The organism is Paenibacillus kobensis NBRC 15729, from assembly GCF_004000825.1.
In the GTDB taxonomy this organism is placed as follows: domain Bacteria; phylum Bacillota; class Bacilli; order Paenibacillales; family Paenibacillaceae; genus Paenibacillus_T; species Paenibacillus_T kobensis.
Genome location: NZ_BILZ01000048.1, coordinates 25,177 through 48,087, shown reverse-complemented (window position 1 = coordinate 48,087; position 22,911 = coordinate 25,177). Strand labels below are relative to the sequence as shown.

The following is a 22,911-nucleotide window of genomic DNA, read 5'->3' as shown; positions in this document are numbered from 1 at the left end:
AATGGGGCTCGCTGAATCTCTATCGGACGACCTCATTGCATTTGATACAACGAAAAATCAGCCCATCTGCTAAAAAGCCTTGGATTTGCCTTAATCCGTGGATTTCCATTGTACGTAATACAACGGGGCGCGGCTCATCGAAAGATACGGTCTTATTTCGTTGTATAAATTACAAGGAAGAGAAGAGCGGAGAAGTAGAAGTAGAAGTAGAAGCTCCATGGGGCAACCCGCGAAGCGGGCGGTGTATCCGCTCTCTTCGCTGCCGGTCCGGTTAAGTTGTTTACTATGTTTCCTAATAAAAACAGGCTGCCGATGAGATGGCAGCCTGTTTTTATTAGGTCATACGCTACATGTGGCGTACGTTTCACACTTCATTAAACGAAATGTCACAAAACTTAACACAACCATATTGACTTTGTGAAGGATCAAGCTATATTAATTATAACTAGTTATAATTAGTTATAATTAATTCGATTTTGTTGGCGATTGATTATTCGGTGTGAAAGCTTTAGTTCTCTAACAGCACGTTTCCGGTCATCGACAGGTCATAACCCGACAACGCCTGCAGCTCCTGCTTGAACGGCTTGGACGCAAGAATGTTCAGCAACGAGTCGATCATCGCTTGGTTGTCGTCCTTCTTCATGACGACAAGATCATAACGTTCCTTAATGAGCGGAATGAAATCAACCCCGCCCACGATGCTGGCCGCTCTCTCCGTTCCGACGCCGATGTCAGCGCCGCCGGAGGCCACGGCAGCCGCAACGGACCAATGGTTCGTCTGCTCGTAGGCATAGCCTGCGAGCTGCGCAGGTTTAATGCCATGCAGGCGAAGCTGCTCATCCAGCAGCACACGGGCGCCTGAGCCTCTTTCGCGATTGACGAGTCTCAGTCCAGGCTGCTCCAGATCGGCCCATCCGCGGATGCCTCTCGGGTTGCCTTTCGCAACGTAAAGACCGGCATTGCGCGACAGCAAGTTGACGACGAGGTACGGGAAGCCGACGAGAAGCCTGCGAACATACGGCAAGTTGTATTCGCCTGTGTCTCCGTCCAGCAGATGCGTGCTGACGATGTCGGATTCCCCGCGGTACATACTGATCAAGCTGTCGAGACTGCCGACGTAAGAACGAAGCGGGCGGAAGCTGCCGGATGCCTGTCCTTCCATATGCTTCGCAAGCAAGTCCAGACTCATATCCTGCCCGGTAATGACGACCGATCGCGCAGCAGCTCCGGACGTGTGCCCGGCGGGGGCCGGAGCGGCGGAACCGGCAGCATTGGCTGAGATATGGCCCGACAAGGTCAGGTCCGAAGAAGAGGGGGGCGACAAGGCGGATGCTGCGGACGGCGCTGATAGAGCGGCTGCAGCGGAAGCAGAAGCGGCAGCGGATGTTTTGCTCCGCTGCTTATAAGCTTCCAGATCCGATGCGTCTACGCGCATTTGTTTGCCGACCCGATAGGACGGCAGCAAGCCTTTCTTTATCAGATCGTAGACGGTCAGCTTTGATATTTTTAACAGGGCGGCTATTTCTTCTGCAGTGTATGAGACGTCTTGTGACATCATGTACCTCCCAAATGAACGGTCGATTATGGCATTGTGTGTATTGTATCATAACCCAATAGAGAGAGTGGAGGGATTCCCATGTTGATGAAATCCCATAAAGCTATCGTACTTTCACTGATGCTGATCCTTATGCTGCTGCTTGCAGCTTGCGGTTCCAATTCCGATAAGTCCCCGGATACGGAATCGAATTCTTCATCGGTTTCCTTGGCTGCGGATACAGCAGATTCGACGAAGGATGACGTATCGGATACGCCGGCTGCGGAGCAGCAACCGGATCCGGCGAACCAGTCGAAGCCGTTAGTCGAGCTGACTGTGTCGGCTGCGGCAAGCTTGACCGATGCGTTGAAAGAGCTCGAGATGAATTACGAGCAGCAGAACCCGAATATTGAGCTGACGTTCAACTTCGGCGCATCCGGCGCTCTTCAGAAGCAGATCGAGCAAGGGGCGCCGGCCGATTTGTTCCTGTCGGCTTCTCCTAAGAATATGAATGCGCTTGTCGATCAGTCGCTGATCGAAGCTGACCACCACGCCGATCTGCTTGCGAATAAGCTGGTGGCGGTCGTTCCGGCAGACAGCAGTGCGGCGATTGACGCAATGGACGATCTGGGCCCAAAAGACCTTTACCGTATCGCCATCGGCATTCCGGAGAGCGTGCCGGCTGGCCAATACGCACAGGAAGCGCTGACGAAGGCGAATCTGTGGGGCACGCTGAAAAGCGATATCGTCCAAGGCAAGGACGTTCGGCAAGTGCTGCAATACGTCGAGACCGGAAATGCAGACGTCGGATTCGTGTACAAGACCGATGCGTTAAGCTCGACGAAGTCGAAGGTGGCTTTCGAAGTCGATCCGGCTAGCTACTCGCCGATCGTATATCCTGCGGGCGTGGTGGCATCCACGAAGCATGCCGAGGAAGCGGAAGCGTTGTATACGTATTTGCAGACGGATGAGGCTATAGCGATATTTGAGAAATACGGATTTTCCGTTCCGAACTAATGCCGTTCTCCATTGACTGGACTGCGTTGTGGCCGCCGATCCGTCTGTCGCTTCAGGTTACTTTCTTGTCCAGTCTTATCGTGATCGCGCTTGGAACGGCTGCCGCTTGGCGTTTGTCCCGGTCAAAACGGAAGGGACGCATCGTGATTGAGACGCTCTTCATGCTGCCGCTCGTGCTGCCGCCGACGGTCGTCGGCTTCATCCTTCTGGTGCTGCTTGGAAGAAGAAGTACCGTCGGGAGGTTCATCGAATGGTTATTCGGCGCTCCTGTCGTGTTCACTTGGTGGGCTGCCGTCATTGCGACCTTCGTCGTCGCGTTTCCTCTCGTCTATCAGGCGATGAGGGCGGGCTTCGACTCCGTCGATCCCGAGCTGGAGGCGGCCGCGCGTGCTAGCGGAGCGAGCGAGTGGCAAGTGCTCCGTTACATTAGTCTGCCGCTTGCGTCCCGCTCACTTGTAACGGCGTACATTCTAGGCTTCGCCCGCGGGCTTGGCGAATTCGGCGCGACGCTTATGATAGCAGGCAACATCCCGGGCCGTACCCAGACGGTCCCGACCGCGATTTATGTTGCGGTAGATGCCGGCCATAATTCGATGGCATGGGCGTGGACGATCAGTATGATTGTTTTCTCGTTCCTGATGCTCCTGATCGCTAGAAAACGATACTGACAAGCAACTTAATATAATGTAGACATTATTAAGAAAGGATGAGTCATGTGGAGGGAGTTCCCTTTACATGACTCATCCTTTTCTGACTTATCGATGACAATCAATTACTCTTTATGTCATTAAACTACGAGGTCGAATATTCTTTCCAGAAAAATTGTGCTACGGAACTCGTCACCCATATTTCGTCCTTTTTTGTCAGTATTATTTTATAAACAAATTGATCTTGTGTGATAACGGCAAAAGTGTGAAATAATTCGTTCGACTCTTCTCCTATCGACTGATACGATTCGATTTTCTTTTGCAATTCGTCCTCCACGAAAGAGACAAGAACATGTTTGTAACTTTTCGACTCTGGTACATTTCTCATGTCTGTTAGTTGCTTTTCTGTATAAGTTACCGCGTCGTAATCGTCTATTTGTCGAATTTTCTCAATCAGTGAGTCCCTGTCTTTTATTAACTCCGGATGAACGCTATACTCTGCTTGAACTTCCTCTTTCTGCTCATTAACAAGAGAACAAGCTGAGAACAGTCCCACAATAAGTGAGAGTACGCAAATGCGAATCAAAACAACAGAAACTTTTTTCATCTGTTCCTCCCTCCCCTCTTCCTTCATAAAATAATGTTATAGATTATGCGTATTAGGTTACCCTTCTTTACTTAAGAACGCTTTTTTTTGCAACTCGTCTTTTTTGATCTGATCATGTTGTGCGGAGGTTAATTGACCTTGTTCGAATCCAAAGCGCTTAAGAATTTCTTTTTCCAGATAGTTCACTTCATTTCCCGAAACCTCATCTGGAGTAAGATAAATCCCAGATGTAACCTCTACACACTCGTTGTGTTCACACAACATTTCTTCCGGACTCCATCGATCAGGAGCATTTTTAAAGTGTTTATCAACAACTGACTGATCTACGATAAATATCCCTAGTTGTTCCTTGCTTGCTGTGGAAATAACTCTGTCCAGTTTCTTATTCATATCTCCCGAATAGACAGGATGGGCAGTACCGTTGTCCAACAAAAACGGAGCAAAGGAACATCCTTCTACAATATCGATCTGCTCTTTAGAATAGCCGCTATTTTTCCACTTTATATGTTTTTTTACTTTTTCATTAATGATATTATTAGTTTTCAACTTTAGTTCTTCCGATAATGCCTTATTTGAAGTAGATTGTGTATAGTCTTCAATGCACACAGTGATTTTATCTCTATTAGAAGTTAGCGTTGCCCGATTGGTGAAATTGGAATGGTATTCTTCAGAGTGAGTGTCGTCAGACTCATGTCCTTCATGAGCTAGGCCGCCTTTCCCATAGACCGTAACTCCTAATAGCACTAACGCAGCAAATATTGTTAGAGTAAAATATTTTTTTCTTGTCATCGTTTCTACACCTCACAATTAGCTTTTGTTACTTTCAGCAATTACAGAATTAATATCCGCAGTAGTTGGCCATGCTGGATTGGTTGTACAACCATAAGCGACACTATGCATAATACTAGTTGGGGTACACGTGCCATCTCCATCAATAAGTCCCAGCAAATGACCTGTTTCGTGATTAATGGTATGAGTAGTGGTTGTACTAATCGCGGTATGTTTTAAGTAAGCATGTCCATAGTCATAATGAGTATGGCCACTAACGGAAGTTGGACCATATCGCTTTACGCAGTTCGTGCTGCAGTCGATTACTGCCGACGTCCCCCCGCTGAAATCCTCAGGATTGTCCAATACGTAATATCTAAATTTATATATGGATAACAGAGTGGAGGTCATATCGGAGCAATTTTGACCGCTGGAATGTCCGACAAAAGAAATTTTACCGTTATTCAATTCATCCCATCCATCGTCAGTATTGTATAACACAGTTGTCAGCGTGTTCATAGCCGTGGTGTATGTTACTCTGGATGTATTTTTAACATCTACACAAAATGATTCCCCATCCGTAGAAGAATGAATGCTAGGAATATGTCTTTCGGGGTTGTATGGATGGCTTGCTTGAACTGTACTTATTTGTAACATGATAAGAATAAAAGTGATGGTAAAAAGCTTAAATAGAGTTCTCGTCATCTTGATGACCTCCCTTAATTAATGAGAATAATCTTTCATTACTATCGATTATTCTTATTCTTCATGGATAACGATTGAGATGCTACAGTTTCGGATCTAACCACCTCCAACAAGATACAAAATAATCATATTAGTTGAAGAATTATACATAATTTCAATTTACGTAAAATCAAAGAGGGGGTAAATAGGGCGTGAGAATCAATATTTCTAATTTTTAGATAAATACATAATTTTTATCAAAAAGATCAATGCATTATAGCAGTTGCTTCATCTACGATCATGGTAAATCAGTATGAAATGTCGGTTCTACGAGAAATTGACAATCAAATAAGCACTTAATAAAAAATGGATAAAGATTCAGATGTTATCTGAAATCTCTATCCATTTTAATTTAGCTAGTAAAATGACTATCATATTATTCGATTTCTGGTATTACTGGGTGGTTTATTGGGCTTTCTGTTCTTGCTCTAGCTCGATTGCTCCTGCTCTTGTAATAGAACCTGCTCTTGTCCATGCTCTTGGACTAGCGGCCGGTCTTGAATAGGCTCTTGCACAGTCTTTTGCTGCAGCGCTAGATTCTGTTCTTGCTTGCGGTTCCGTCTGATTCTCCACCTGCGGCGAAGCCAGAGGAACAGAACGATGAGCGGGAATCCGATAGCGAAAATGTACAGCGAGACATCCTTCACCATGCCTTCGGCTGAACGGCCATACATATAGAAGAGAGTCCCGACGGCATAAAATTTGACTGCCCTGCCGACCGCGGCATATGCGAGCAGCTTCCACAGCGGAAACTTAAGGGCGCCGGATAGAATAGTAAATACTTTGAACGGAATCGGCGTGAACGAACCAAGCAGGATGGCGGCCTCGCCGTTCTTGGAGAACAGCTTCTCGGCGGAGTCGACCCAGCTGCGCTTTACGATCCGGTACAGGACAGGTGTGCCGATCGAACGTCCGATCCAGTAGCCGATCGGGGTTCCGATCAAACATCCGATGAAGCCGACTGTCGCGAGCCACAGCGCGTCTGAAGGATGAACGGCGCTGAGCGGAATTTGTAGAAACAGTGCTGGAATCGGGAAAATGATCGCGTCGATCATGCCGTGAATAAACAGTCCAAGCGCGCCGAACTTCTCCAGCAAATCGATAAAGCCCTGGAACATGGGACATAACCTCTTCTCTGTTGCGATTGACAGTACCTAGCAAGAGTCCATTCTCATATATACGTTTAAGCAAACAGCCCGGTTTCATATGGTACAATGGACCTTATTGAAGATTTGGTTAAGGGAGCGATTACGGAACATGCCTAACGAAACGAACGGAACGGACGAACTGCAGCGGCTGGCTGCCGACAATGCCCGGCTCGTGAACGAGAATGAGTCATTATCGCAGCAGTTGGCGAAGTGCAAGGAAGAACTGGCGGCGGCAAGACGGGAGCTGTCTAGACTTAGAGGAAGAAGCGGCGCCGGACGGTCGCCGGAGGCGATGTCGACGATGGCTTCGCGGCTGCGCGACGCGCTGAGGGAATAATACATTTTATTCAAGACATAAGGGAGACAGACTTAATCATGATACAGAATCGGTTAAATGGAACGGGAGCTACCGAAGAGCATGCGCAACTGATCGTGGAGAGCTTCAACAAGTTGCTTGGAAGAGAACTGTTGGTAGCAACGCCGGAAGGCGGCGCTGATATCCCGTTGAGCGAGAGGCTGTTCCAACTGCCGGTCGTCGTATTGTCGCACGGTACGGAAGATGACCCGGTGCTGAATTACGGGAATGCGGCTGCGCTTGCGTTATGGGAGCGGGATTGGGATACGTTCACTTCCATCCCATCCCGATTGACGGCGGAGCCGCTGCTGCGGGAGGAACGGGACAGGCTGCTGAAGCAGGTGGCTGATCAAGGGTACGTGGATGACTTCAGCGGTGTTCGAATATCTTCGACGGGAAGACGCTACTTCGTCCGCGGCGGCATTGTGTGGAATTTGATCGACGAGCATGGCGTATATCAGGGTCAGGCTGCCGCTTTTGCATCCTATGAGGAGTTAGCGTCGAAGGGAACAAGGCAGTGACGGAGCTGCGTTCGCAAGTGAGGATGGAAGGCGAAAGGTCCTATTTGTACATATGGTCATGCCATGAGGATGAGCGGCAGTTGTGCCTGATGGAGCTGCGTACGCTGCTGGCCGTGCCGGAGGCGGATGAACAGGCCCGTTATATCGAAAGCAAGGCGGACATCGAGCCGTCGCGGAGCCCTTTTCTCAAAATGAAAATCGCTGTCCATGCGCAGCATGACGAATTGCAAGGACTAATCGAGCAGGCAGCAGAGCTGGATATCGGGGGCGGCACTTTCAAAGTACGCTATGTCGAAGCAGGGGAAGCCGATTCGGAGAACCGGCCGGAGTATAAGGACCAGCGCAGGATAGAACGGCTCGTTGGAGCCGTTATCCGCGGCAAGGCCGATATGCGGCAACCGGACAAGCTGCTTGGCGTTGCGTTCGCGGGCGGACGCTGGGTGCTTGGTATGGCTGTCGAAGGCGAAGCGGTGTGGCTTAAGCATAATAATAAGCCTAGGCCGTATTCTACTGCGCTAAGTACGAAAGTCGCCCGGGCAGTCGCGAACATCGCCGTGCCGAATCCGTCTGACGGGATCGTAGCGGTCGATCCTTGCTGCGGGATCGGCACCGTCATCATCGAAGCGTTGTCGATGGGCATTCGGATGCGGGGCTTCGACCGGAATCCGCTCGCTGCAATTGGAGCTAGAGAGAACTTGGCGCATTTCGGCTATTCGCCGTCTCTTATCGTTAAGGCGGATATGCTGACGCTTCAAGGCGGCTATTCGGCGGCCGTGCTCGATCTGCCTTACAATCTATGCTCCAAGCTGCCGGAGGAGGAAGAACTCGCTATGCTGCGCGCCCTTGCACGGCTGGCGCCCAGAGCGGTCGTGATCGCAACCGAACCGCTGAACAGCAAGCTCGCGGAGTGCGGCTGGTCGATTGCAGACAGCTGCGAGGTGCGGAAGAGCCAGTTCGTGCGGTATGTTTATTTGGTTCAATGTGCTTAATTATCGGGGTAGATCCTTAGGCGGGCTATAATGCAGCCTAGGTTTCTATCGAATGATTGGCCCCTGGATAGCGCCGGGGGCTTTTGTCGTTATTACAATGATTTTGGAGTAAACTGAAATGAGGAATAAGGACTGAGGAGACAGAATTAGGGCAGCCATTGTATGGTACGCAAGCTTAAACAAAACGGATAGTGCTGTACGCCTGAACCTGGTATACCGTCCGGCCTTTATCTAACTTTCTGTTGTATGAAACCGTACGCAACCTTCAAATAATGTAGATGCGGCATATTTAATCTCTAGTTTGAGCAGTCAATCAGATGGAGGAAAACATCATGACGATGCCTTTAACTGTATACTTGATGGCAGGTGTAGCGACGGCAAGCCAGATGTTCTCGGAATGCTGCCGTAAGCTGGAAGAGTTGCTCGGCCATGAAGCCGGCAAGCTTGATATTCATGTGCTGTTCCCGTATGGGGACAACAGCCGCAATTTATGGGCGCAGGTGCTGGAAGTGGGCAGCGACTTGACGAACGGCATTCGGCTGAGCCGGGTCGGGGGGCGCAAAGCGGCCGAAAGCATTCAAGCGACGTATAAAGGAGCCGGACGGGTGTTGCTGATCGGGCACAGCGGCGGAGGAGCGGCAGCTTATCAAGCTGCTGTCAAGCTGCAACGAAACGGGACGCTCCGCGATTTTCGCGTCGTGCAGATCGGTTCCCCGCGTATTCGGGTGCTTCCCGAGCTGAAGGACCGAGTTAGCTATTTTCATTCGGTCGATGCCGAAGGCAAAGTGAGCGATCCGATCAGCCGGATCGGCACTTGGGGAGGCTGGAGCGTGAGCGGCGGACAGCGGAAGCGGAATGTTCCTTATTGGAACCGGTTGAAGTATGCGCCAGGACTTGTAGAGGGGATTCCGGTTATTGGCGGGCATGCAGACTATTTTCGGCATCAGAATCCGTTTGTGGACAGCCAATCCGTCTGTAATCTTGATAAAACGGTCGACCGGATCGGCAGTTGGTTGAAAGGCTGGGTTTGATCCGATACACTAAGGGTAATTGTATGTATCGGAGGGGATCGCAATGATCGATATTCGGAGGGCGGACACAATCTATGCCCAAGACGCAGGATGGCTGAATAGCCGGCATCATTTCTCGTTCAGCAGTTATTACGACGAGAGTAACCGGTTCTTCGGTCCTCTTTGCGTGTTCAATCACGACATTATTGAAGGCGGACGAGGCTTCGGCGCACATCCGCACCGCGAGATGGAGATCGTATCGGTCGTGCTTCGCGGCGAGCTTCAGCATGAGGACAGCACGGGTCATAAAGCCGTTACGACGTTCGGCGGCATTCAGCGGATGAGTGCCGGAACCGGCATTATTCATTCGGAAGTCAATCCAGGTGCAGAGCCAGTCGAGTTGATGCAAATATGGTTTGCGCCGGCTGAGACTCGCTTAGCGCCGTCATACGAGACGTCGCATTACGATGTAGAGCAATTGCCCGGGAAATGGCTGCCGGTTGTGACGCCCGAAGGCGGAGCGGGTACGGCTGCCATTCATCAAAATGTAACGATATACTTAACAAAGATTGAGCCGGGAACGGAGCTTGGCTTCGACTCTAAGGATGGCCGGCTGCAATACTTGTACGTCATTGAAGGATCGGCTGCGCTGAAATCACCGGAAGGCGGAACAGAGGATAAGCTGGAGCAGGGGGACACGGTCCGGATGACGGGAGAAACCGGATTCCGGCTTTCGGTGTCTGCAGCTGAGCAGCAAGCTTTTGTACTGCTGATCGATTTGCCGGCTTATACGCCGCCAGGCCTTGAAGGAGGCGAAAAGCAGTGACACAACAACCGATAACGGAGCTGCGGCCAGGCCGAATTTCACCTCCGCCAGCTGGCTCGAAGGCGCTTATTAAGCTGGCGATTGGCCGGCTGCTGATCGATACGGCAATAGATGGCTTGGCATTCGACGTCCTGGAAGCGGACGGGTGCTGGACGATCAAGGTAGAGGGGGTAGGAGCTGATCAAGCTTCCTACATTCAATCGAATGCGCCGTATTTGAACTTGTTCTATTTTGAAGGACTGCCGGAAGGCAATGGAGCGGTTCAGAAGTTCTGGATGTATGATCAGGACAAGCCGAAGGCTGGTTACGATGCGCAGCGGTCGACATTGACGCTCACCGTTGATTCTTATATGGCATACTCGAACGAGAAGGTGTAAGGAATATGGCCAACACCCATACTTTTACGAGGCGTGAAGAAGTTGCGAACGCGCTGACACATGGCGTTGGCGCATTGCTAAGCGTTGCTGCGTTGTCGCTGCTTATCGTGTTCGCCGCGCTGAAAGGCAGTGCGACGCATGTTGTGAGCTTTACGATCTATGGCGCTTCCATGTTGCTGCTGTATACTGCGTCGACGCTTGTTCACAGCTTTCCGGAAGGCAAAGCGAAGAAAGTGTTCGAGGTACTCGATCATTCATTTATTTACGTGTTTATTGCGGGAACGTACACACCGATTTTGTTCCATATCGTGAAGGGCGCGTTAGGATGGACGTTGTTCGGCATCGTCTGGGGTGTAGCGGTTGCGGGGGTCATATTCAAATCGTTCTTCGCTTCCAAGTTTCTGTTCACATCGACGCTGCTGTACATTGCCATGGGCTGGATTATCGTCTTCGCATGGGGGCCGCTCGTCGAAGGATTGGCGCCTGGCGGACTGCATTTGCTTATTACGGGCGGCGTGCTCTACACGGCAGGAACAGTGTTTTACGTATGGCGCAGCTTCCCGTACCATCATGCCGTATGGCATCTGTTCGTGCTGGCGGGCTCGATCCTGCATTTCTTTGCAATATTGCTGTTTGTTCTGTAAAAAGGAGCCGCAAGCGACTAAAACATCCGTTCAGTCGCTTGCGGCTTTTGAGCTTACACCACGTCATCCCCTAGCACTGGCGTGACTGCATAATGCAGCTCTGCTTCGAGCTCGGCGTCATATGCCGCGCGCACATGGTCCGGCCAGCCGAACTGGCAGGCCATCACGGCTGAGACGGCGTCTTTCCAGCGTAGAACGAGCGCCCGGTCGAACAGCAGGGCGCCGGTGCGCCGAATCCAGAAGTCGGTTGGCTTGAGAGTCATTTCGTAGCGGATGGCATAATGCAGCTGCGCCAGCAAATCGGGCGCCAAGCCGGTTGCCGCGGCATCGTCGCGGCACTGCGGCACAAGGGCGAACAGCAGCGGCGCGTTCGAGCCGTACCGGCGCACCAGCCGCTCGGCATCTGACGCCTCCAGCCCTGCCTCGATTCCGGCGGCGGTTGCTGCGCGGACGAATGCGGGCATGCCGGCAGAGCCGCCGACATCACCGCCCGATAATGCGAGCGATTGCGTTCGGCACGGACCGAAGCTGCCGGCGCCTTCGGCTTGCAATAGGAGGGCGGCTTTGTCGACGACGTGTTGTGCCATTTTGCGGTAGCCCGTCAGCTTGCCGCCTGCGATGGAGATCATGCCGGAAGGAGAGATGAATATTTCGTCGCGGCGGGATATTTCGGACGGCCCTTTGCCTTCTTGATGGATGAGCGGACGAAGACCGGCCCAGCTTGATTCGACATCACGCGGCTTAAGGGCCAGTCCCGGAAACATTGTATTCGCCGCGTGCAGCAGGTAAGCGAGATCGACCGACGTCATTCGCGGATGAGCAATGTTCGCTTTGTAGGTCGTATCCGTGGTGCCGACATATGTTTTACCGTCCCGAGGGATTGCGAATATCATGCGGCCGTCCGGGGCATCGAAATAGACGGCTTGGCGAAGCGGGAACCTTTCCTTGCTGATCACGACGTGTACGCCCTTCGTCAAATGAAGCGTTTTGCCCCGCTTGGAGCCGTCCGCTTCCCGAACCTTATCGACCCAAGGCCCCGCTGCGTTAATGACTTTGGCCGGTTGAATCAAGGCGGAGCCGCCGTTTATCCGGTCGCGTACCGATACGCTGATCAGTCGGCCGATTTCATCGTACCGGAACGAATCGGCTTCGGCATAAGACAGCGCGACAGCGCCAAGCTCAACCGCTTTCTTGACCGCCTCGATCGTGAGTCGTGCGTCATCGGTCCGGTATTCGACGTAACAGCCGCCTCCTCTTAGCCCTTCTTGCCGCAGCAAAGGTTCTAGCAAAGCTGTCTCTCGGACGTTCAACATCCGTCTTCGCTCCTGCTTCTTTACACCTGCTAACCAGTCGTACAGTCTTAGCCCTAGCGAAGTAGATAGGCGGCCGAACGTCCCGCCTTCATGGATAGGCAGCAGCATTCGCTCGGGCACCGTAACATGGGGACCGTTCTCATAGACGACTGCGCGTTCTCGGCCGACTTCCGCTACGACACCGAATTCAAGCTGCTTCAGATAGCGCAGCCCGCCATGAACAAGCTTGGTCGAGCGGCTGGACGTTCCGGCAGCAAAATCTTGCATATCGATAATAGCGGTCCGCATGCCGCGCGATTGCGCGTCAAGCGCGATCCCGGCGCCGGTAATGCCGCCGCCTATAATGAGCAAATCGAACGATTGCTTCTGAAGGCGTTCGAACAGCGCCGTCCGCGATAAGGCGGACCACATACAGCTGGCTGACGGCTTATCGTTATCGATTCCTGCATTCCGGTATCCATGATCATCCAGAAGGCTCTGCTCCGCCATCGTATCCGCTCCTCTTCGTTAACGGAAAGCTTGCGCGGCTTTAACGGCCCGCTGCCAGCCGTCGTACAGTGCAGTGCGTACGCCGTCATCCATCGCAGGGGAGAAAGTGCGTTCTGATGCAATAAGCGCTGCGACTTCCTCGCGGCTGGTCCAATAACCGACGGCTAGGCCGGCCAAATAGGCTGCGCCAAGCGCTGTTGCTTCGTTGAAGGACGGGCGCTCCACCTTGGCGCCAAGCAGGTCGCTCTGGAACTGCATGAGCCAATCGTTGCCGATGGCGCCTCCGTCGACGCGCAGTGTATTCAACTTGATGCCGGATGAATGCTCCATCGCGTCAAGCACATCCTTCGTCTGATAGGCGATCGATTCAAGCGTAGCACGGACGAAATGCTCCCGTCTCGTTCCGCGCGTCATGCCGAAGGCTGCACCTCGGACGTCGCTGTCCCAGTAAGGCGTTCCCAGACCGACGAAGGCAGGAACGACATAGACGCCCTCCGTCGAATCGACGGACCGTGCGAGTGATTCTGTCTCATCCGCAGACACGATAAGGCCAAGCCCATCGCGAAGCCATTGAATGGCGGAGCCAGCGACGAATACACTGCCTTCGAGCGCATATTCGACCTGGCCGTCTATCCCCCATGCAATAGTCGTAAGCAGCCCATTCTGCGTGAACATTGCTTCCGTACCGGTGTTCATGAGCATAAAGCAGCCGGTGCCGTACGTATTCTTGGCGTCGCCCTTGCCGAAGCAGCCGTGGCCGAACAGAGCAGCCTGCTGATCGCCTGCTGCGCCGGCAATTGGAATCGCTGCTCCGCCCAGCAGATCTGCGTCTGTGCAGCCGTACCATTCGGAAGAGGAACGAACCTCAGGGAGCATCGCCTGCGGAATTTGCAGCAGAGACAGCAAATGATCGTCCCAGTATAGCTCGTTAATGTTATACAGCAGCGTACGCGAAGCGTTCGAATAGTCGGTAATATGCTCCCGGCCGCCTGTCAAATTCCATATCAGCCAGCTGTCGACCGTGCCGAACAGCAACTCGCCCCGTTCCGCTTGCTCTTGCGCACCGGGCACGTGATCGAGCAGCCAGCGGATTTTGGTCCCGGCAAAATAAGGGTCGATCAGCAATCCTGTACGGGAACGGAATGCCTGTTCATGTCCGGCTTCTTTCAATCGTTCGCAAATTGCATCCGTCTGACGGGATTGCCATACGATTGCGCTGGCAATAGGTTGGCCTGTTGCCTTGTTCCAGACGACGGTCGTCTCGCGTTGATTCGTGATGCCGATGGCCGCGATTTGCTCAAAGCCGATGCCGGCCTTCGACACCGCGTTCCGTATGGCTGCCAGCGATGTATGCCACAGTTGAAGGGCATCCTGCTCAACCCAACCAGGCTCGGGGAACAGGCAATCGACCGGCAATTGGGATGAAGCGATGACTCCAGCGCGTTGATTGAATATAATGGCTCTTGTACTTGTCGTACCCTGGTCGAGCGCTAATATGTAAGACGCTTGTTTCATAAGAATAGCCTCCCGTCCAATGATCCAATGTTCGTTCCTCATGCTACAGAGATGGTACTTAGAAACGGGACAAAAGTAAAGAATTGCAGCAAGGAGACTTCTTATATTCGTATTCGGCATCGAACATCCGCATTCGGCCTCTGCAAGACGTGACGAATTGCGTAAGATGTCTAGTCCAGAAGGCTTGCCGTGACGTACAATATAAGAACAATGCAGGTTGCTCCTGAAATCGACGACTTTAGACCGCGCACGGACGATTTGACAAATGAATGGTTAATTCATATACTTACAAAAAGTAACCATTGAATTGAAAGTAACGGATTTGATCGGTACCTTAAGGCTAAACTAGATATACCCGAACGCCGGCGGTATGGAGGGGAGCAATACTTATGCATACGATTCAGACGGACATCATTTCGATATTGAAACGTAAAATAACGGCGGTGCCGAGCGGCGACAAGATGATTTACCTCGTCGGTCCGGTCCGGCTGCCCGTTAACCTTGGCGGCGAGACGCACATCTTCCAATGGTATTGCTGGCTGCGTTGCGACAATATGGCGGGCGATGCATGCGATGACGAAACCGTGTCGACGGAGAAAATGATCGCAAGGCTGAACGCTTCCAATTTGGCGGAAATGCAACAATCGAGCGTGCTCGTCTATGGCGATTTCGCGAACGTCCCGGATGCTGTGATCCGGATGCACAGCATTTGTCATACAGGCGATATTTTCGGCAGCAAACGATGCGATTGCGGTTATCAGTTGAAGCAATCGATGAAGATGATCGTCGCGCATGGCGCAGGCGCATTGTTCTACCTGGCCAATCATGAAGGACGCGGCATCGGCCTATTCAGCAAAGCAATGGCTTATGTGCTGCAAGAGGAAGGCTACGATACGGTCGACGCCAACCTGCAACTTGGCTTCCAGGACGATATTCGCAGCTACGATGATGCGATTCAAGTGCTGAAGACACTTCGTTCGAAGCCGGTAACGCTCATCACGAACAATCCCCGCAAGCTTGATGCTCTCGTTGCATCGGGAGCGGACGTATCCGGACGTGTGCCTCTGTGGGGCGATGTGTCGGAATTTAATAAACGGTATTTGGAGACGAAAGTGAACCGTTCTGGCCACTTCGACAGTTCCACCCGCAGTAACTCAACAACATAATAGACGGTTCATGCCGATATAGGATATATCCAGGACGAGCGAATACTGCTCGTCCTTTGTTGTTTGGAAAGAAGCGGCCGCTTGCGGCAAGCGGTCACTCATCTGCTGGCGGCGGATCGGGCGGCGACGGGCACCAGCCCATCGGGCTTGCGCACAGCGCTGCTGCATAGGAAGGATCGTCCTTCGCCAAGTCGGCGAAATAGCTCCTGAGTACATGATTGCCTGAGACGGTACCCATTCGGAAAGAACGCTTCACTTCACCGCGAACATGCATGTAATAAAATATGTTTTTCGTCTTCGGCTGCCGGTAGACGACCGGAGGCAAATGCGAAACGATATCGTATTCGTTCTGAACGCGCCAATGATGTTTCACTATCCGGTTGTAGGTTCGGGCGAATTTCGGATCTCCGACCCTCGGGGAACCAAACGTATAAACAATCGGCTCTCGCTTTACATTCAGTGCTATATCGAAAGCGGCCAGCGTGGCGAGCGCTCCCCCGAGACTATGCCCTGTTACGAAAAGTTGTTTGTCAGGATCACTAGCCTTTATTAGTGATCTGACTTCCTCTTGGCAACTTGTATAGATGTCTGTAAATCCTTTATGGCACAAGCATCGCGGTTTAACGGGCTTGAACAAAATTTGCTGAGAGATAAAGTCGGATACCCAGTCCATCGTAGAGCGTGTACCTCGAAATGCAAGTATGGCTGCCCGGTCTGATTCGATGAGAAACCCAAAGAAAGCGGGCTCGCTATCATAAGCCTGCGCCTTGAACGAGCCTACAGTACGATAACCATTCGGCATTAGAAACATGCCGGCAGGATTGTAATACTGCACGTAAGATTGTTCGCAAATCGCCGCCATGAACAGCGCCGTACGGGTATCGAATACTCCCTTCTCGTCCACTTCGGTTCTCCATGCCATCCGAAAGCCGCCTCCCTTTAAAACCGCGCGTCTGCCCGTCGGTCATTCTCCCACATTGTATGTGGGCGGCTGTGGATTCGGAACTGCACGGCTGTGTCTAATTCCCTATTCAATGGCAAAATGACATCAAGAAGTGACAAAATGCCACATAGGATGCATCCCGGTAAAGCACTATAATGTTAGGATGATGTATGTCGGACTGGCATGCACGGGTGAGTGGGGCGGTAATAGTGATGTCTGCCGCACGATTATAGAGAAAGATAGGTGACTTCAAGAGCATGGCAATTATTCAGTTTCCGGAAGGCTTCAAGTGGGGCGCAGCAACGGCTTCGTATCAAGTAGAAGGCGCATATCAAGAAGGCGGCCGCGGTCCGTCGATTTGGGATACGTTCTCCCGCACGCCGGGTCGCGTATTTATGGGAGACAACGGGGATGTCGCATGCGACATGTATCACAAGTATCCGGAAGACGTCAAAATGATGGCGGACATGGGCCTTCAAACGTACCGGTTCTCGATCGCTTGGCCTCGCATTATTCCGGATGGTTCAGGTGCTGTTAACGAAGAAGGATTGGCATTCTACCACCGGTTGGTTGATGAACTGCTGAAATATGGCATCGAGCCGATGTGCACACTGTACCATTGGGACCTGCCGCAAGCGCTTCAAGACCAGGGAGGATGGGACAACCGGGAAACGATCGAGCATTTCCTTCGGTACGCCGAAACCGTTTTCGATTCCTTCAAAGGCAAAATCAAGCTGTGGTCGACGTTCAACGAGCCTTGGTGCATTTCGTTCCTGTCGAACTATCTCGGCGAGCATGCGCCAGGCAACCGCGATCTGCAGCTGGCAACGAATGTTGCGCACCATCTGCTTGTTGCGCACGGACGTACGGTCCGTCTGTTCCGCGAACGCGGCATCGGGGGCGAGATCGGCATCGTGCCGAACGTGGACTGGCAAGAGCCTTACAGCTCCCGCCAAGAAGATATCGACGCTTGCTGGCGTAAAGCAGCGTGGCAGAACGAATGGTTCATTCGTCCGGTCATGCACGGCCATTATCCGGAGAAGCTCGTCGAATGGTTCCGCGGCAAAGGCGTCGAGGTGCCGATCCTGCCGGGCGACATGGAAGACATTTCACAGAAGATCGATTTCCTTGGCATTAACTACTACACCGGCGGAGTAGGTAAATATAAAGAGAACGAAGGGTTGTTCGACTGGGAAGAAGTCGATATGGGCTGGGACCGTACGGACATCGGTTGGACGTACTACCCGCAAGGCTTGTACAACTTCCTCGTATTTATTAAAGACCAGTATGGCGACATCCCGGTATACATCACGGAGAACGGCGCATGCTACAACGACGGGCCTTCCGCTGACGGCAAAGTGCACGACGAACGCCGCGTCCGCTATATTAAGTCGCATCTGGCGTCCGTTGCGCGTGCGATCGAATCCGGCGTGAACGTGAAGGGTTACTACGCGTGGTCGCTCATGGACAACTATGAGTGGGCGTTCGGCTATTCGATGCGCTTCGGCATGACGTATGTCGATTACGATACGCAAGTACGCATTCCGAAGGACAGCTTTAAGTTCTATAGCCGTGTAGCGGCATACAACTGGTTTAAAGTATAAATAAAGAGAAAAGTACGGCGATAAAGCCGGTCTGGAAGGTAGCCATTGGATACCTCTCAGGCCGGCTTTTTTGCGTGTTCCGGGCATGATAACAACGAAGTCCTTAAGGATGAATGACACACAGCTGACAGCCAGGTGAACCGTATGCAGTCAAACCAACGCAGATTTTATATATCCGTTGCCGCCAAATTTACAATCAGCCAGGCAGCCGCGATGGTGTGGACGGCTCTATCCGTTTATTTGTCTCTCCCGTGGGTGCATGATTTAGGCGAGCTCGTCACTGTACCGGTTAGTGCCGCCATTATTGCAGGTATTGCTTATATTCCTGGTTATATGAATGCATTCATGGTCGTCAGTCTGCTGCTGGACCGCCAACCGCCGCTTGCGGTCAAATCGCCGGACGATCCGCTTACGATATTGATTGCGTGCCGCAACGAGGAGCCGTCGATCGGTGTCACCCTCTCTTATGTGTGCAAACAAAAATACGCCGGGCCGCTCCGCATCCTTGTAATCGACAACGGCTCGACCGATCGGACAGCGGACGCTGCGGCGGAAGCAGGAGAACGGCTCGGTCTCCATGTCGAAGTGTTGCACGTCGATCGGCCAGGCAAACATTACGCGCTTAATGAGGCGCTTGCGAAGGTGGAAACCCCGCTGCTGCTGACGCTGGATGCGGATACGCTGCTTCATGAGCAAGCGCTGAACCATATCGTATCCCGCTACCGTTCCTCGCCTGGTTCGGTATGTGCCGTGGCGGGCACCGTACTGGTGCGGAACAGCCGCCATAATCTGGTGACGAGAGTGCAGGAATGGGACTATTTTCTCGGCATTGCAAGCATTAAGAGGCTTCAAGGGCTGTTCCAAGGGACGCTCGTCGCGCAAGGGGCATTCTCGTTATACAAGACGGACGCCGTGCGTGCCGTAGGCGGCTGGCCGGATGCGATAGGAGAGGATATCGTTCTCACATGGCGGTTTCTCGGCAACGGCTGGAACGTTTATTTCGAGCCGCTTGCGGTCGCGTTTACCGATGTGCCGGATACGCTGAAACATTTTGTGCGCCAGCGCAGCAGGTGGGCGAGGGGGATGGTTGAGGCGTTGAAGCTGATAAAGCCATGGAATCAGCCTATTCCGTTCGTCAAATATTTGACTGGCGTCAATCTGCTGATGCCGTATATCGACCTTGTTTACACGCTTTGCTGGATGCCTGGACTTGTGCTTGCGCTATTCGGCCATTATTGGATCGTTGGACCGGCGACGTTATTGGTGCTTCCGCTGGCTATACTGCAGAATTATATTTTGTACCGGTATCAGAGAAGGGTGTTCCGCTCGCTTAATTTGAAGATACGCAAAAACCGTTTTGCCTTTGTGTTGTATGTGCTGTTTTACCAAATGATTATGAGTCCGGTGTCGGTGCTTGGCTATTTGCAGGAGACTCTCAAGCGGAATCGGGTATGGAAGTGAACCCCTTAAACTTTTCACTTGTTTTAATGTCATTTTAACAATTGGCAGTTATAATGAGGGTATCTATGCCATTTTGGTGATACGGAGGGGAATTGATGGGACAAGCAGTCAGCAAGTTAGAGCAGAAGAACACCCGCAAGGAGCAACGAGAGCGCGCCAAGAAAAGACAGCAGACGATTCGCCGGTTGATGTATGCGACGGGCGGAATCGTAATTATAGCGGTAATTCTGGTGTTGGTATTGATGCCGAAGCCGGATCCAGCCGATTTCGACTACGACAATTTGCCGACGCTCGGCAGCAAGGACGCGAAGGTGAAGATCGTTGAGTTCGGCGATTTCAAATGTCCGGCATGCCAAATCTTTACCAAAGACGTAAAGCCTGAATTGATTAAGGAATATATCGATAAAGGGATCGTATCGCTATCGTTCATGAACTATCATTTCATCGGACTGGATTCGGAGACAGCGGCGCTTGCAGGCCTTGCCGTCTATCATCAGAACAATGATGCATTCTGGAAATATTACGATGCCCTCTACGCGAATCAGCCGCCGGAAACGGAGACATGGGCGACGGTCGACAATCTCGTGAAGATCGCACAGGATGCGCAGCTGGACATCGATTTCGATAAGCTTCGTTCCGACATCGAGAATAAGACGTATGCGAAAGAATTGAAGGATCAAATGTCGAAGGTACGTCCACTCGGCATTACAGGTACGCCGACGCTGTTCGTGAATGGAACGAAAGTAGGCGGCGGCAACGCAATGCAATACGCTCCGGTGAAGGTCGCTATCGAGAAGGCGCTGAAGGAGCTGGAGGAAGCGGGGAAATAAGCCGATGAGCGCTGAGCGTTCCTCTTTCTTCTACAACTACGGCATTCTGATGGCTTGGATCGTCGCGTTTGTGGCGACCGCAAGCAGCTTGTTTCTAAGCGAAGTGATGCATTTTGAGCCATGCCGCTTGTGCTGGTTCCAACGTATCTTTATGTACCCGATGGTCATCCTGCTTGGAATGGCAGCATACAAAGGAGACCGGAGAATGGCCTCGTACGTGCTGCCGCTCAGCATCATTGGCGGTCTGATCTCCATCTATCATTATGCCGAGCAGAAGATTCCGGGTCTTGCGAGGCTGCTGCCTTGCTCCGTCGGCGTTCCGTGCAACGAGGACTACCTGGATTGGTTCGGCGTCATTACGATTCCGTTAATGGCGTTCGTTGCCTTCGTCCTTATTGCTGGCAATTTGTGGCTTACGGTTCGCGCGGTCAAGTCGGAAGAAGCAGATCAATCGGTCGAATCCTCTTATAATTCTTAATGTGGCACAGACTGTCCCGGAGCGAGCATATCGCGGACCGGGGCAGTTTTTTTGTACAATGAAGTCGGAATGTTAGTGCGGGCGGCAATCGTTTATGATTCGCGGGCGGAAGCGGCGGGTATTAGAGAAAGACGAGAAGAACCGGCGCAAGTTGTAGGTAGAGCGGCTGGAATGCCGCGACAAGCAAGTACAGCGGAAGAGAAACGAGGGTAAGGAATGAGAGGTCAAGAACGGAGCAACGGACGGCATAATATGCGGATTATTGTCGTGGACGACAATGCGATGAACGTAACGGTAGTACAGGAAATGCTGAAGAGGGCAGGCTATCACAACATCAGCTCCTGTTCATCGGCGCTTGAGCTGTATGAACGGCTCGGGTTGGCGGAGGACGGAACGGACCAGCGGCCCGCTTCAGAGGAGCCAGTCGCTGATTTGATTTTGCTCGACATGATGATGCCCCGCGTCGACGGCATTACCGCATGCCGGACGATCCATGGGTTGGAGCGGCTGAAGGATGTGCCGATCATTATGGTTACGGCAATCGGAGATTCGAAGAAGCTGGCAGAGGCGCTTGATGCGGGGGCTGCCGATTATGTGACCAAGCCGATCAATCGGGTGGAACTGATGGCGCGAATCCGTTCGGCGCTCAGGCTGAAACAAGAGAAGAATTGGCATAAGGAGCGGGACCGCCGCCTGCGCGACGAGCTTCGGCTTGCACGGGAGGTGCAATATGCCGTTCTGCCGCAGCGCTTAGAGAATGAGAGGATCGTTATCGATGCGATCTACCGACCGTCAGAGGAGCTGTCAGGCGATTTGTACGCCTGGCACCGGATCGACGACCACCGCTATGCCGTCGCCGTTATCGACGCGATGGGCCACGGGATTTCGTCTTCGCTTGTCTGCATGTTTATCGCCTCGGTGTTGAAGGAAGTGATGAGCAAACTGACCGATCCGGAAGATGTCATTATGGAACTGAACCGCCGGGCGATGCAGCTGCATTTCTCTGATCAGTTGATTCAGTATTATTTTACGGGAATCTACATGATCATCGATTTGGAACAAGGGACAGCCGAGTATGTGAATGCCGGCCATCCGCCGGGACTCGTTATCCGCTGCGGCAAGGAAGAGACGGTTCGTATTGAGGGCGGCAGTCCTGCAATCGGCTTGTTCGACGGCATTACGGTGCGCAAGCAGTCGGTCAGCATCGCATCCGGCGACCGGATCGTGATTGTTACCGACGGTCTGCTCGATTGGTCGTCCGGCGGAACAGAGGATGAGGACGATTCCGATCCGGTGGAACGGCTTCGCTGCACTCTATCGAGCGGAAGCGAGGCGTCCTACCTGGAGCAGTGGACGAACGAACTGTTCGGCAGCGAGGAGCCGGGGGGCAACTCGGACGATCAATGCCTGCTGTGGATCGAGTTGAAGTAAGTAAGGCTCTAGTAGCTGAACGGAAAATGCCTCCCGCTGCCGATTGCCCGGCGGCGGGAGGCATTTTAGTATGTTGAAACTAATTTAACGTCCATTTAATACTCAGCTACACGGTGTAAGGCTGTCCGCTCAACATAGATGACCTTTTTCCACCGCGCGCAGCTCCCCTGCACGCGGTGCTCGGCGTCACATGACGGCGGTCAACCACATTGCTCATTGCATTCTGTACAGCGAATAAGCAGATGATAGCGGACTGTCCGTATTTCATTGTATTCTATACAATCATGATTCAGCTAATTTGCACTTAAAGTGCGGATTTCCCCGTTTCAGCTAATGATAGATTGTACAAAATACAATCAAACTTGCTAATCAGCTCGCCCGATGCTTGTTCATTGTATGCAATACAATGAACGGGTGTCCGGACCTTACAGTTGCCTGGACATCGCGGCGGCAGCCGGCAGCCGGAAGCCGGCTGCCGGAAGTCTCCGAAGCAA

The 22,911-nt window shown here is 52.2% G+C and carries 24 protein-coding genes; 16 read left to right on the top strand and 8 right to left on the bottom strand.

All coding sequences use genetic code 11. From position 1 onward, the window contains the following. On the top strand, positions 1-275 hold a 275-nt coding region (locus PKO01S_RS29150), incomplete at its 5' end, for a hypothetical protein (protein WP_218031497.1). Between the two features lie 233 nt (positions 276-508). Here the strand turns inward: PKO01S_RS29150 and PKO01S_RS21980 are convergent. Next, positions 509-1,555 carry a substrate-binding domain-containing protein gene (locus PKO01S_RS21980; protein ID WP_127533587.1) on the bottom strand — a complete coding sequence of 349 codons (1,047 nt, stop codon included), beginning with the start codon at positions 1,553-1,555 and terminating at the stop codon, positions 509-511. A gap of 81 nt (positions 1,556-1,636) precedes the next feature. Between PKO01S_RS21980 and modA the strand changes: the two genes are divergently transcribed. Then, on the top strand, positions 1,637-2,551 hold the full coding sequence (modA, locus tag PKO01S_RS21975) for a molybdate ABC transporter substrate-binding protein (protein ID WP_407669691.1): 915 nt from the start codon (positions 1,637-1,639) through the stop codon (positions 2,549-2,551). After that, positions 2,551-3,219, top strand: a complete 669-nt coding sequence (modB, locus tag PKO01S_RS21970; protein ID WP_127533586.1) for a molybdate ABC transporter permease subunit — start codon at positions 2,551-2,553, stop codon at positions 3,217-3,219. The genes modA and modB overlap by 1 nt, the downstream gene beginning before the upstream one ends. Positions 3,220-3,343: 124 nt before the next feature. Here the strand turns inward: modB and PKO01S_RS21965 are convergent, their stop codons facing one another. The 4 genes from PKO01S_RS21965 to PKO01S_RS21950 form a co-directional block, all read right to left on the bottom strand. After that, positions 3,344-3,805: a hypothetical protein gene (locus tag PKO01S_RS21965; RefSeq protein WP_127533585.1), complete on the bottom strand. Its 462-nt coding sequence runs from the start codon at positions 3,803-3,805 to the stop codon at positions 3,344-3,346. 57 nt (positions 3,806-3,862) lie between these two features. Continuing rightward, positions 3,863-4,594 carry a hypothetical protein gene (locus tag PKO01S_RS21960; RefSeq protein WP_127533584.1) on the bottom strand — a complete coding sequence of 244 codons (732 nt, stop codon included), beginning with the start codon at positions 4,592-4,594 and terminating at the stop codon, positions 3,863-3,865. Between the two features lie 18 nt (positions 4,595-4,612). Further along, entirely contained in the window at positions 4,613-5,278 is a 666-nt protein-coding gene (locus PKO01S_RS21955; RefSeq protein ID WP_127533583.1) for a hypothetical protein, read from the bottom strand. A 467-nt stretch (positions 5,279-5,745) separates the two neighbouring features. Then, complete coding sequence (locus PKO01S_RS21950; protein WP_127533582.1) at positions 5,746-6,435, bottom strand: YqaA family protein; 690 nt, start codon at positions 6,433-6,435, stop codon at positions 5,746-5,748. Positions 6,436-6,574: 139 nt separating this feature from the next. Here PKO01S_RS21950 and PKO01S_RS21945 point away from each other — a divergent pair, with 139 nt between their 5' ends. The 7 genes from PKO01S_RS21945 to trhA all read left to right on the top strand — a co-directional run bounded on the left by PKO01S_RS21945 (position 6,575) and on the right by trhA (position 11,187). Continuing rightward, positions 6,575-6,802 carry a hypothetical protein gene (locus PKO01S_RS21945; protein WP_127533581.1) on the top strand — a complete coding sequence of 76 codons (228 nt, stop codon included), beginning with the start codon at positions 6,575-6,577 and terminating at the stop codon, positions 6,800-6,802. A gap of 38 nt (positions 6,803-6,840) precedes the next feature. Next, on the top strand, positions 6,841-7,341 hold the full coding sequence (locus PKO01S_RS21940; RefSeq protein WP_127533580.1) for an MEKHLA domain-containing protein: 501 nt from the start codon (positions 6,841-6,843) through the stop codon (positions 7,339-7,341). Next, positions 7,338-8,330, top strand: a complete 993-nt coding sequence (locus PKO01S_RS21935; RefSeq protein WP_246070679.1) for a TRM11 family SAM-dependent methyltransferase — start codon at positions 7,338-7,340, stop codon at positions 8,328-8,330. Before PKO01S_RS21940 ends, PKO01S_RS21935 begins: the two co-directional genes overlap by 4 nt. A 332-nt stretch (positions 8,331-8,662) precedes the next feature. Continuing rightward, positions 8,663-9,361 carry a hypothetical protein gene (locus PKO01S_RS21930; protein ID WP_246070678.1) on the top strand — a complete coding sequence of 233 codons (699 nt, stop codon included), beginning with the start codon at positions 8,663-8,665 and terminating at the stop codon, positions 9,359-9,361. Positions 9,362-9,404: 43 nt separating this feature from the next. Continuing rightward, positions 9,405-10,166, top strand: coding sequence for a pirin family protein (locus PKO01S_RS21925; protein ID WP_127533578.1), 762 nt, complete (start codon positions 9,405-9,407; stop codon positions 10,164-10,166). Further along, a complete protein-coding gene (locus PKO01S_RS21920; RefSeq protein ID WP_127533577.1) occupies positions 10,163-10,543 on the top strand; it encodes a hypothetical protein in 381 nt (126 codons plus the stop codon). The genes PKO01S_RS21925 and PKO01S_RS21920 overlap by 4 nt, the downstream gene beginning before the upstream one ends. Before the next feature lie 5 nt (positions 10,544-10,548). Beyond that, complete coding sequence (gene trhA, locus PKO01S_RS21915; RefSeq protein WP_127533576.1) at positions 10,549-11,187, top strand: PAQR family membrane homeostasis protein TrhA; 639 nt, start codon at positions 10,549-10,551, stop codon at positions 11,185-11,187. 53 nt (positions 11,188-11,240) lie between these two features. Here trhA and PKO01S_RS21910 read toward each other — a convergent pair whose 3' ends face one another. After that, the gene (locus PKO01S_RS21910; RefSeq protein ID WP_127533589.1) at positions 11,241-12,911 is read right to left on the bottom strand and encodes a glycerol-3-phosphate dehydrogenase/oxidase; all 1,671 of its coding nucleotides are present in this window, start codon (positions 12,909-12,911) and stop codon (positions 11,241-11,243) included. Between the two features lie 96 nt (positions 12,912-13,007). Next, positions 13,008-14,504, bottom strand: coding sequence for a glycerol kinase GlpK (glpK, locus tag PKO01S_RS21905; RefSeq protein ID WP_127533575.1), 1,497 nt, complete (start codon positions 14,502-14,504; stop codon positions 13,008-13,010). A 389-nt stretch (positions 14,505-14,893) separates the two neighbouring features. Here glpK and PKO01S_RS21900 point away from each other — a divergent pair, with 389 nt between their 5' ends. Continuing rightward, complete coding sequence (locus PKO01S_RS21900; RefSeq protein WP_127533574.1) at positions 14,894-15,670, top strand: GTP cyclohydrolase II; 777 nt, start codon at positions 14,894-14,896, stop codon at positions 15,668-15,670. A 94-nt stretch (positions 15,671-15,764) separates the two neighbouring features. On the opposite strand, the gene PKO01S_RS21895 is transcribed toward PKO01S_RS21900, so the two are convergent. Continuing rightward, positions 15,765-16,592 (bottom strand): lipase family protein, encoded by an 828-nt coding sequence (locus tag PKO01S_RS21895; RefSeq protein ID WP_127533573.1) that lies wholly within the window; start codon positions 16,590-16,592, stop codon positions 15,765-15,767. A 278-nt stretch (positions 16,593-16,870) separates the two neighbouring features. Here PKO01S_RS21895 and PKO01S_RS21890 point away from each other — a divergent pair, with 278 nt between their 5' ends. From PKO01S_RS21890 to PKO01S_RS21870, 5 genes are all read left to right on the top strand, one after another. Continuing rightward, positions 16,871-18,217: a GH1 family beta-glucosidase gene (locus tag PKO01S_RS21890; RefSeq protein ID WP_127533572.1), complete on the top strand. Its 1,347-nt coding sequence runs from the start codon at positions 16,871-16,873 to the stop codon at positions 18,215-18,217. Between the two features lie 144 nt (positions 18,218-18,361). Next, complete coding sequence (locus PKO01S_RS21885) at positions 18,362-19,678, top strand: glycosyltransferase family 2 protein (protein ID WP_127533571.1); 1,317 nt, start codon at positions 18,362-18,364, stop codon at positions 19,676-19,678. Between the two features lie 95 nt (positions 19,679-19,773). Continuing rightward, positions 19,774-20,508 (top strand): DsbA family protein, encoded by a 735-nt coding sequence (locus tag PKO01S_RS21880; protein WP_127533570.1) that lies wholly within the window; start codon positions 19,774-19,776, stop codon positions 20,506-20,508. Between the two features lie 4 nt (positions 20,509-20,512). Beyond that, entirely contained in the window at positions 20,513-20,986 is a 474-nt protein-coding gene (locus PKO01S_RS21875) for a disulfide oxidoreductase (RefSeq protein WP_127533569.1), read from the top strand. 252 nt (positions 20,987-21,238) lie between these two features. After that, a complete protein-coding gene (locus PKO01S_RS21870) occupies positions 21,239-22,417 on the top strand; it encodes a PP2C family protein-serine/threonine phosphatase (RefSeq protein WP_127533588.1) in 1,179 nt (392 codons plus the stop codon). Positions 22,418-22,911: the final 494 nt, after the last annotated feature.

Bases quoted from the DNA above. Each gene is read 5' to 3' on its own strand.
- PKO01S_RS21980 (WP_127533587.1), bottom strand. From the start codon at position 1,555: ATGTCACAAGACGTCTCATACACTGCAGAAGAAATAGCCGCCCTGTTA.
- modA (WP_407669691.1), top strand. From the start codon at position 1,637: ATGTTGATGAAATCCCATAAAGCTATCGTACTTTCACTGATGCTGATC.
- modB (WP_127533586.1), top strand. From the start codon at position 2,551: ATGCCGTTCTCCATTGACTGGACTGCGTTGTGGCCGCCGATCCGTCTG.
- PKO01S_RS21965 (WP_127533585.1), bottom strand. From the start codon at position 3,805: ATGAAAAAAGTTTCTGTTGTTTTGATTCGCATTTGCGTACTCTCACTT.
- PKO01S_RS21960 (WP_127533584.1), bottom strand. From the start codon at position 4,594: ATGACAAGAAAAAAATATTTTACTCTAACAATATTTGCTGCGTTAGTG.
- PKO01S_RS21955 (WP_127533583.1), bottom strand. From the start codon at position 5,278: ATGACGAGAACTCTATTTAAGCTTTTTACCATCACTTTTATTCTTATC.
- PKO01S_RS21950 (WP_127533582.1), bottom strand. From the start codon at position 6,435: ATGTTCCAGGGCTTTATCGATTTGCTGGAGAAGTTCGGCGCGCTTGGA.
- PKO01S_RS21945 (WP_127533581.1), top strand. From the start codon at position 6,575: ATGCCTAACGAAACGAACGGAACGGACGAACTGCAGCGGCTGGCTGCC.
- PKO01S_RS21940 (WP_127533580.1), top strand. From the start codon at position 6,841: ATGATACAGAATCGGTTAAATGGAACGGGAGCTACCGAAGAGCATGCG.
- PKO01S_RS21930 (WP_246070678.1), top strand. From the start codon at position 8,663: ATGACGATGCCTTTAACTGTATACTTGATGGCAGGTGTAGCGACGGCA.
- PKO01S_RS21925 (WP_127533578.1), top strand. From the start codon at position 9,405: ATGATCGATATTCGGAGGGCGGACACAATCTATGCCCAAGACGCAGGA.
- trhA (WP_127533576.1), top strand. From the start codon at position 10,549: ATGGCCAACACCCATACTTTTACGAGGCGTGAAGAAGTTGCGAACGCG.
- PKO01S_RS21910 (WP_127533589.1), bottom strand. From the start codon at position 12,911: ATGTGGTCCGCCTTATCGCGGACGGCGCTGTTCGAACGCCTTCAGAAG.
- glpK (WP_127533575.1), bottom strand. From the start codon at position 14,504: ATGAAACAAGCGTCTTACATATTAGCGCTCGACCAGGGTACGACAAGT.
- PKO01S_RS21900 (WP_127533574.1), top strand. From the start codon at position 14,894: ATGCATACGATTCAGACGGACATCATTTCGATATTGAAACGTAAAATA.
- PKO01S_RS21895 (WP_127533573.1), bottom strand. From the start codon at position 16,592: ATGGCATGGAGAACCGAAGTGGACGAGAAGGGAGTATTCGATACCCGT.
- PKO01S_RS21890 (WP_127533572.1), top strand. From the start codon at position 16,871: ATGGCAATTATTCAGTTTCCGGAAGGCTTCAAGTGGGGCGCAGCAACG.
- PKO01S_RS21885 (WP_127533571.1), top strand. From the start codon at position 18,362: ATGCAGTCAAACCAACGCAGATTTTATATATCCGTTGCCGCCAAATTT.
- PKO01S_RS21880 (WP_127533570.1), top strand. From the start codon at position 19,774: ATGGGACAAGCAGTCAGCAAGTTAGAGCAGAAGAACACCCGCAAGGAG.
- PKO01S_RS21875 (WP_127533569.1), top strand. From the start codon at position 20,513: ATGAGCGCTGAGCGTTCCTCTTTCTTCTACAACTACGGCATTCTGATG.
- PKO01S_RS21870 (WP_127533588.1), top strand. From the start codon at position 21,239: ATGCGGATTATTGTCGTGGACGACAATGCGATGAACGTAACGGTAGTA.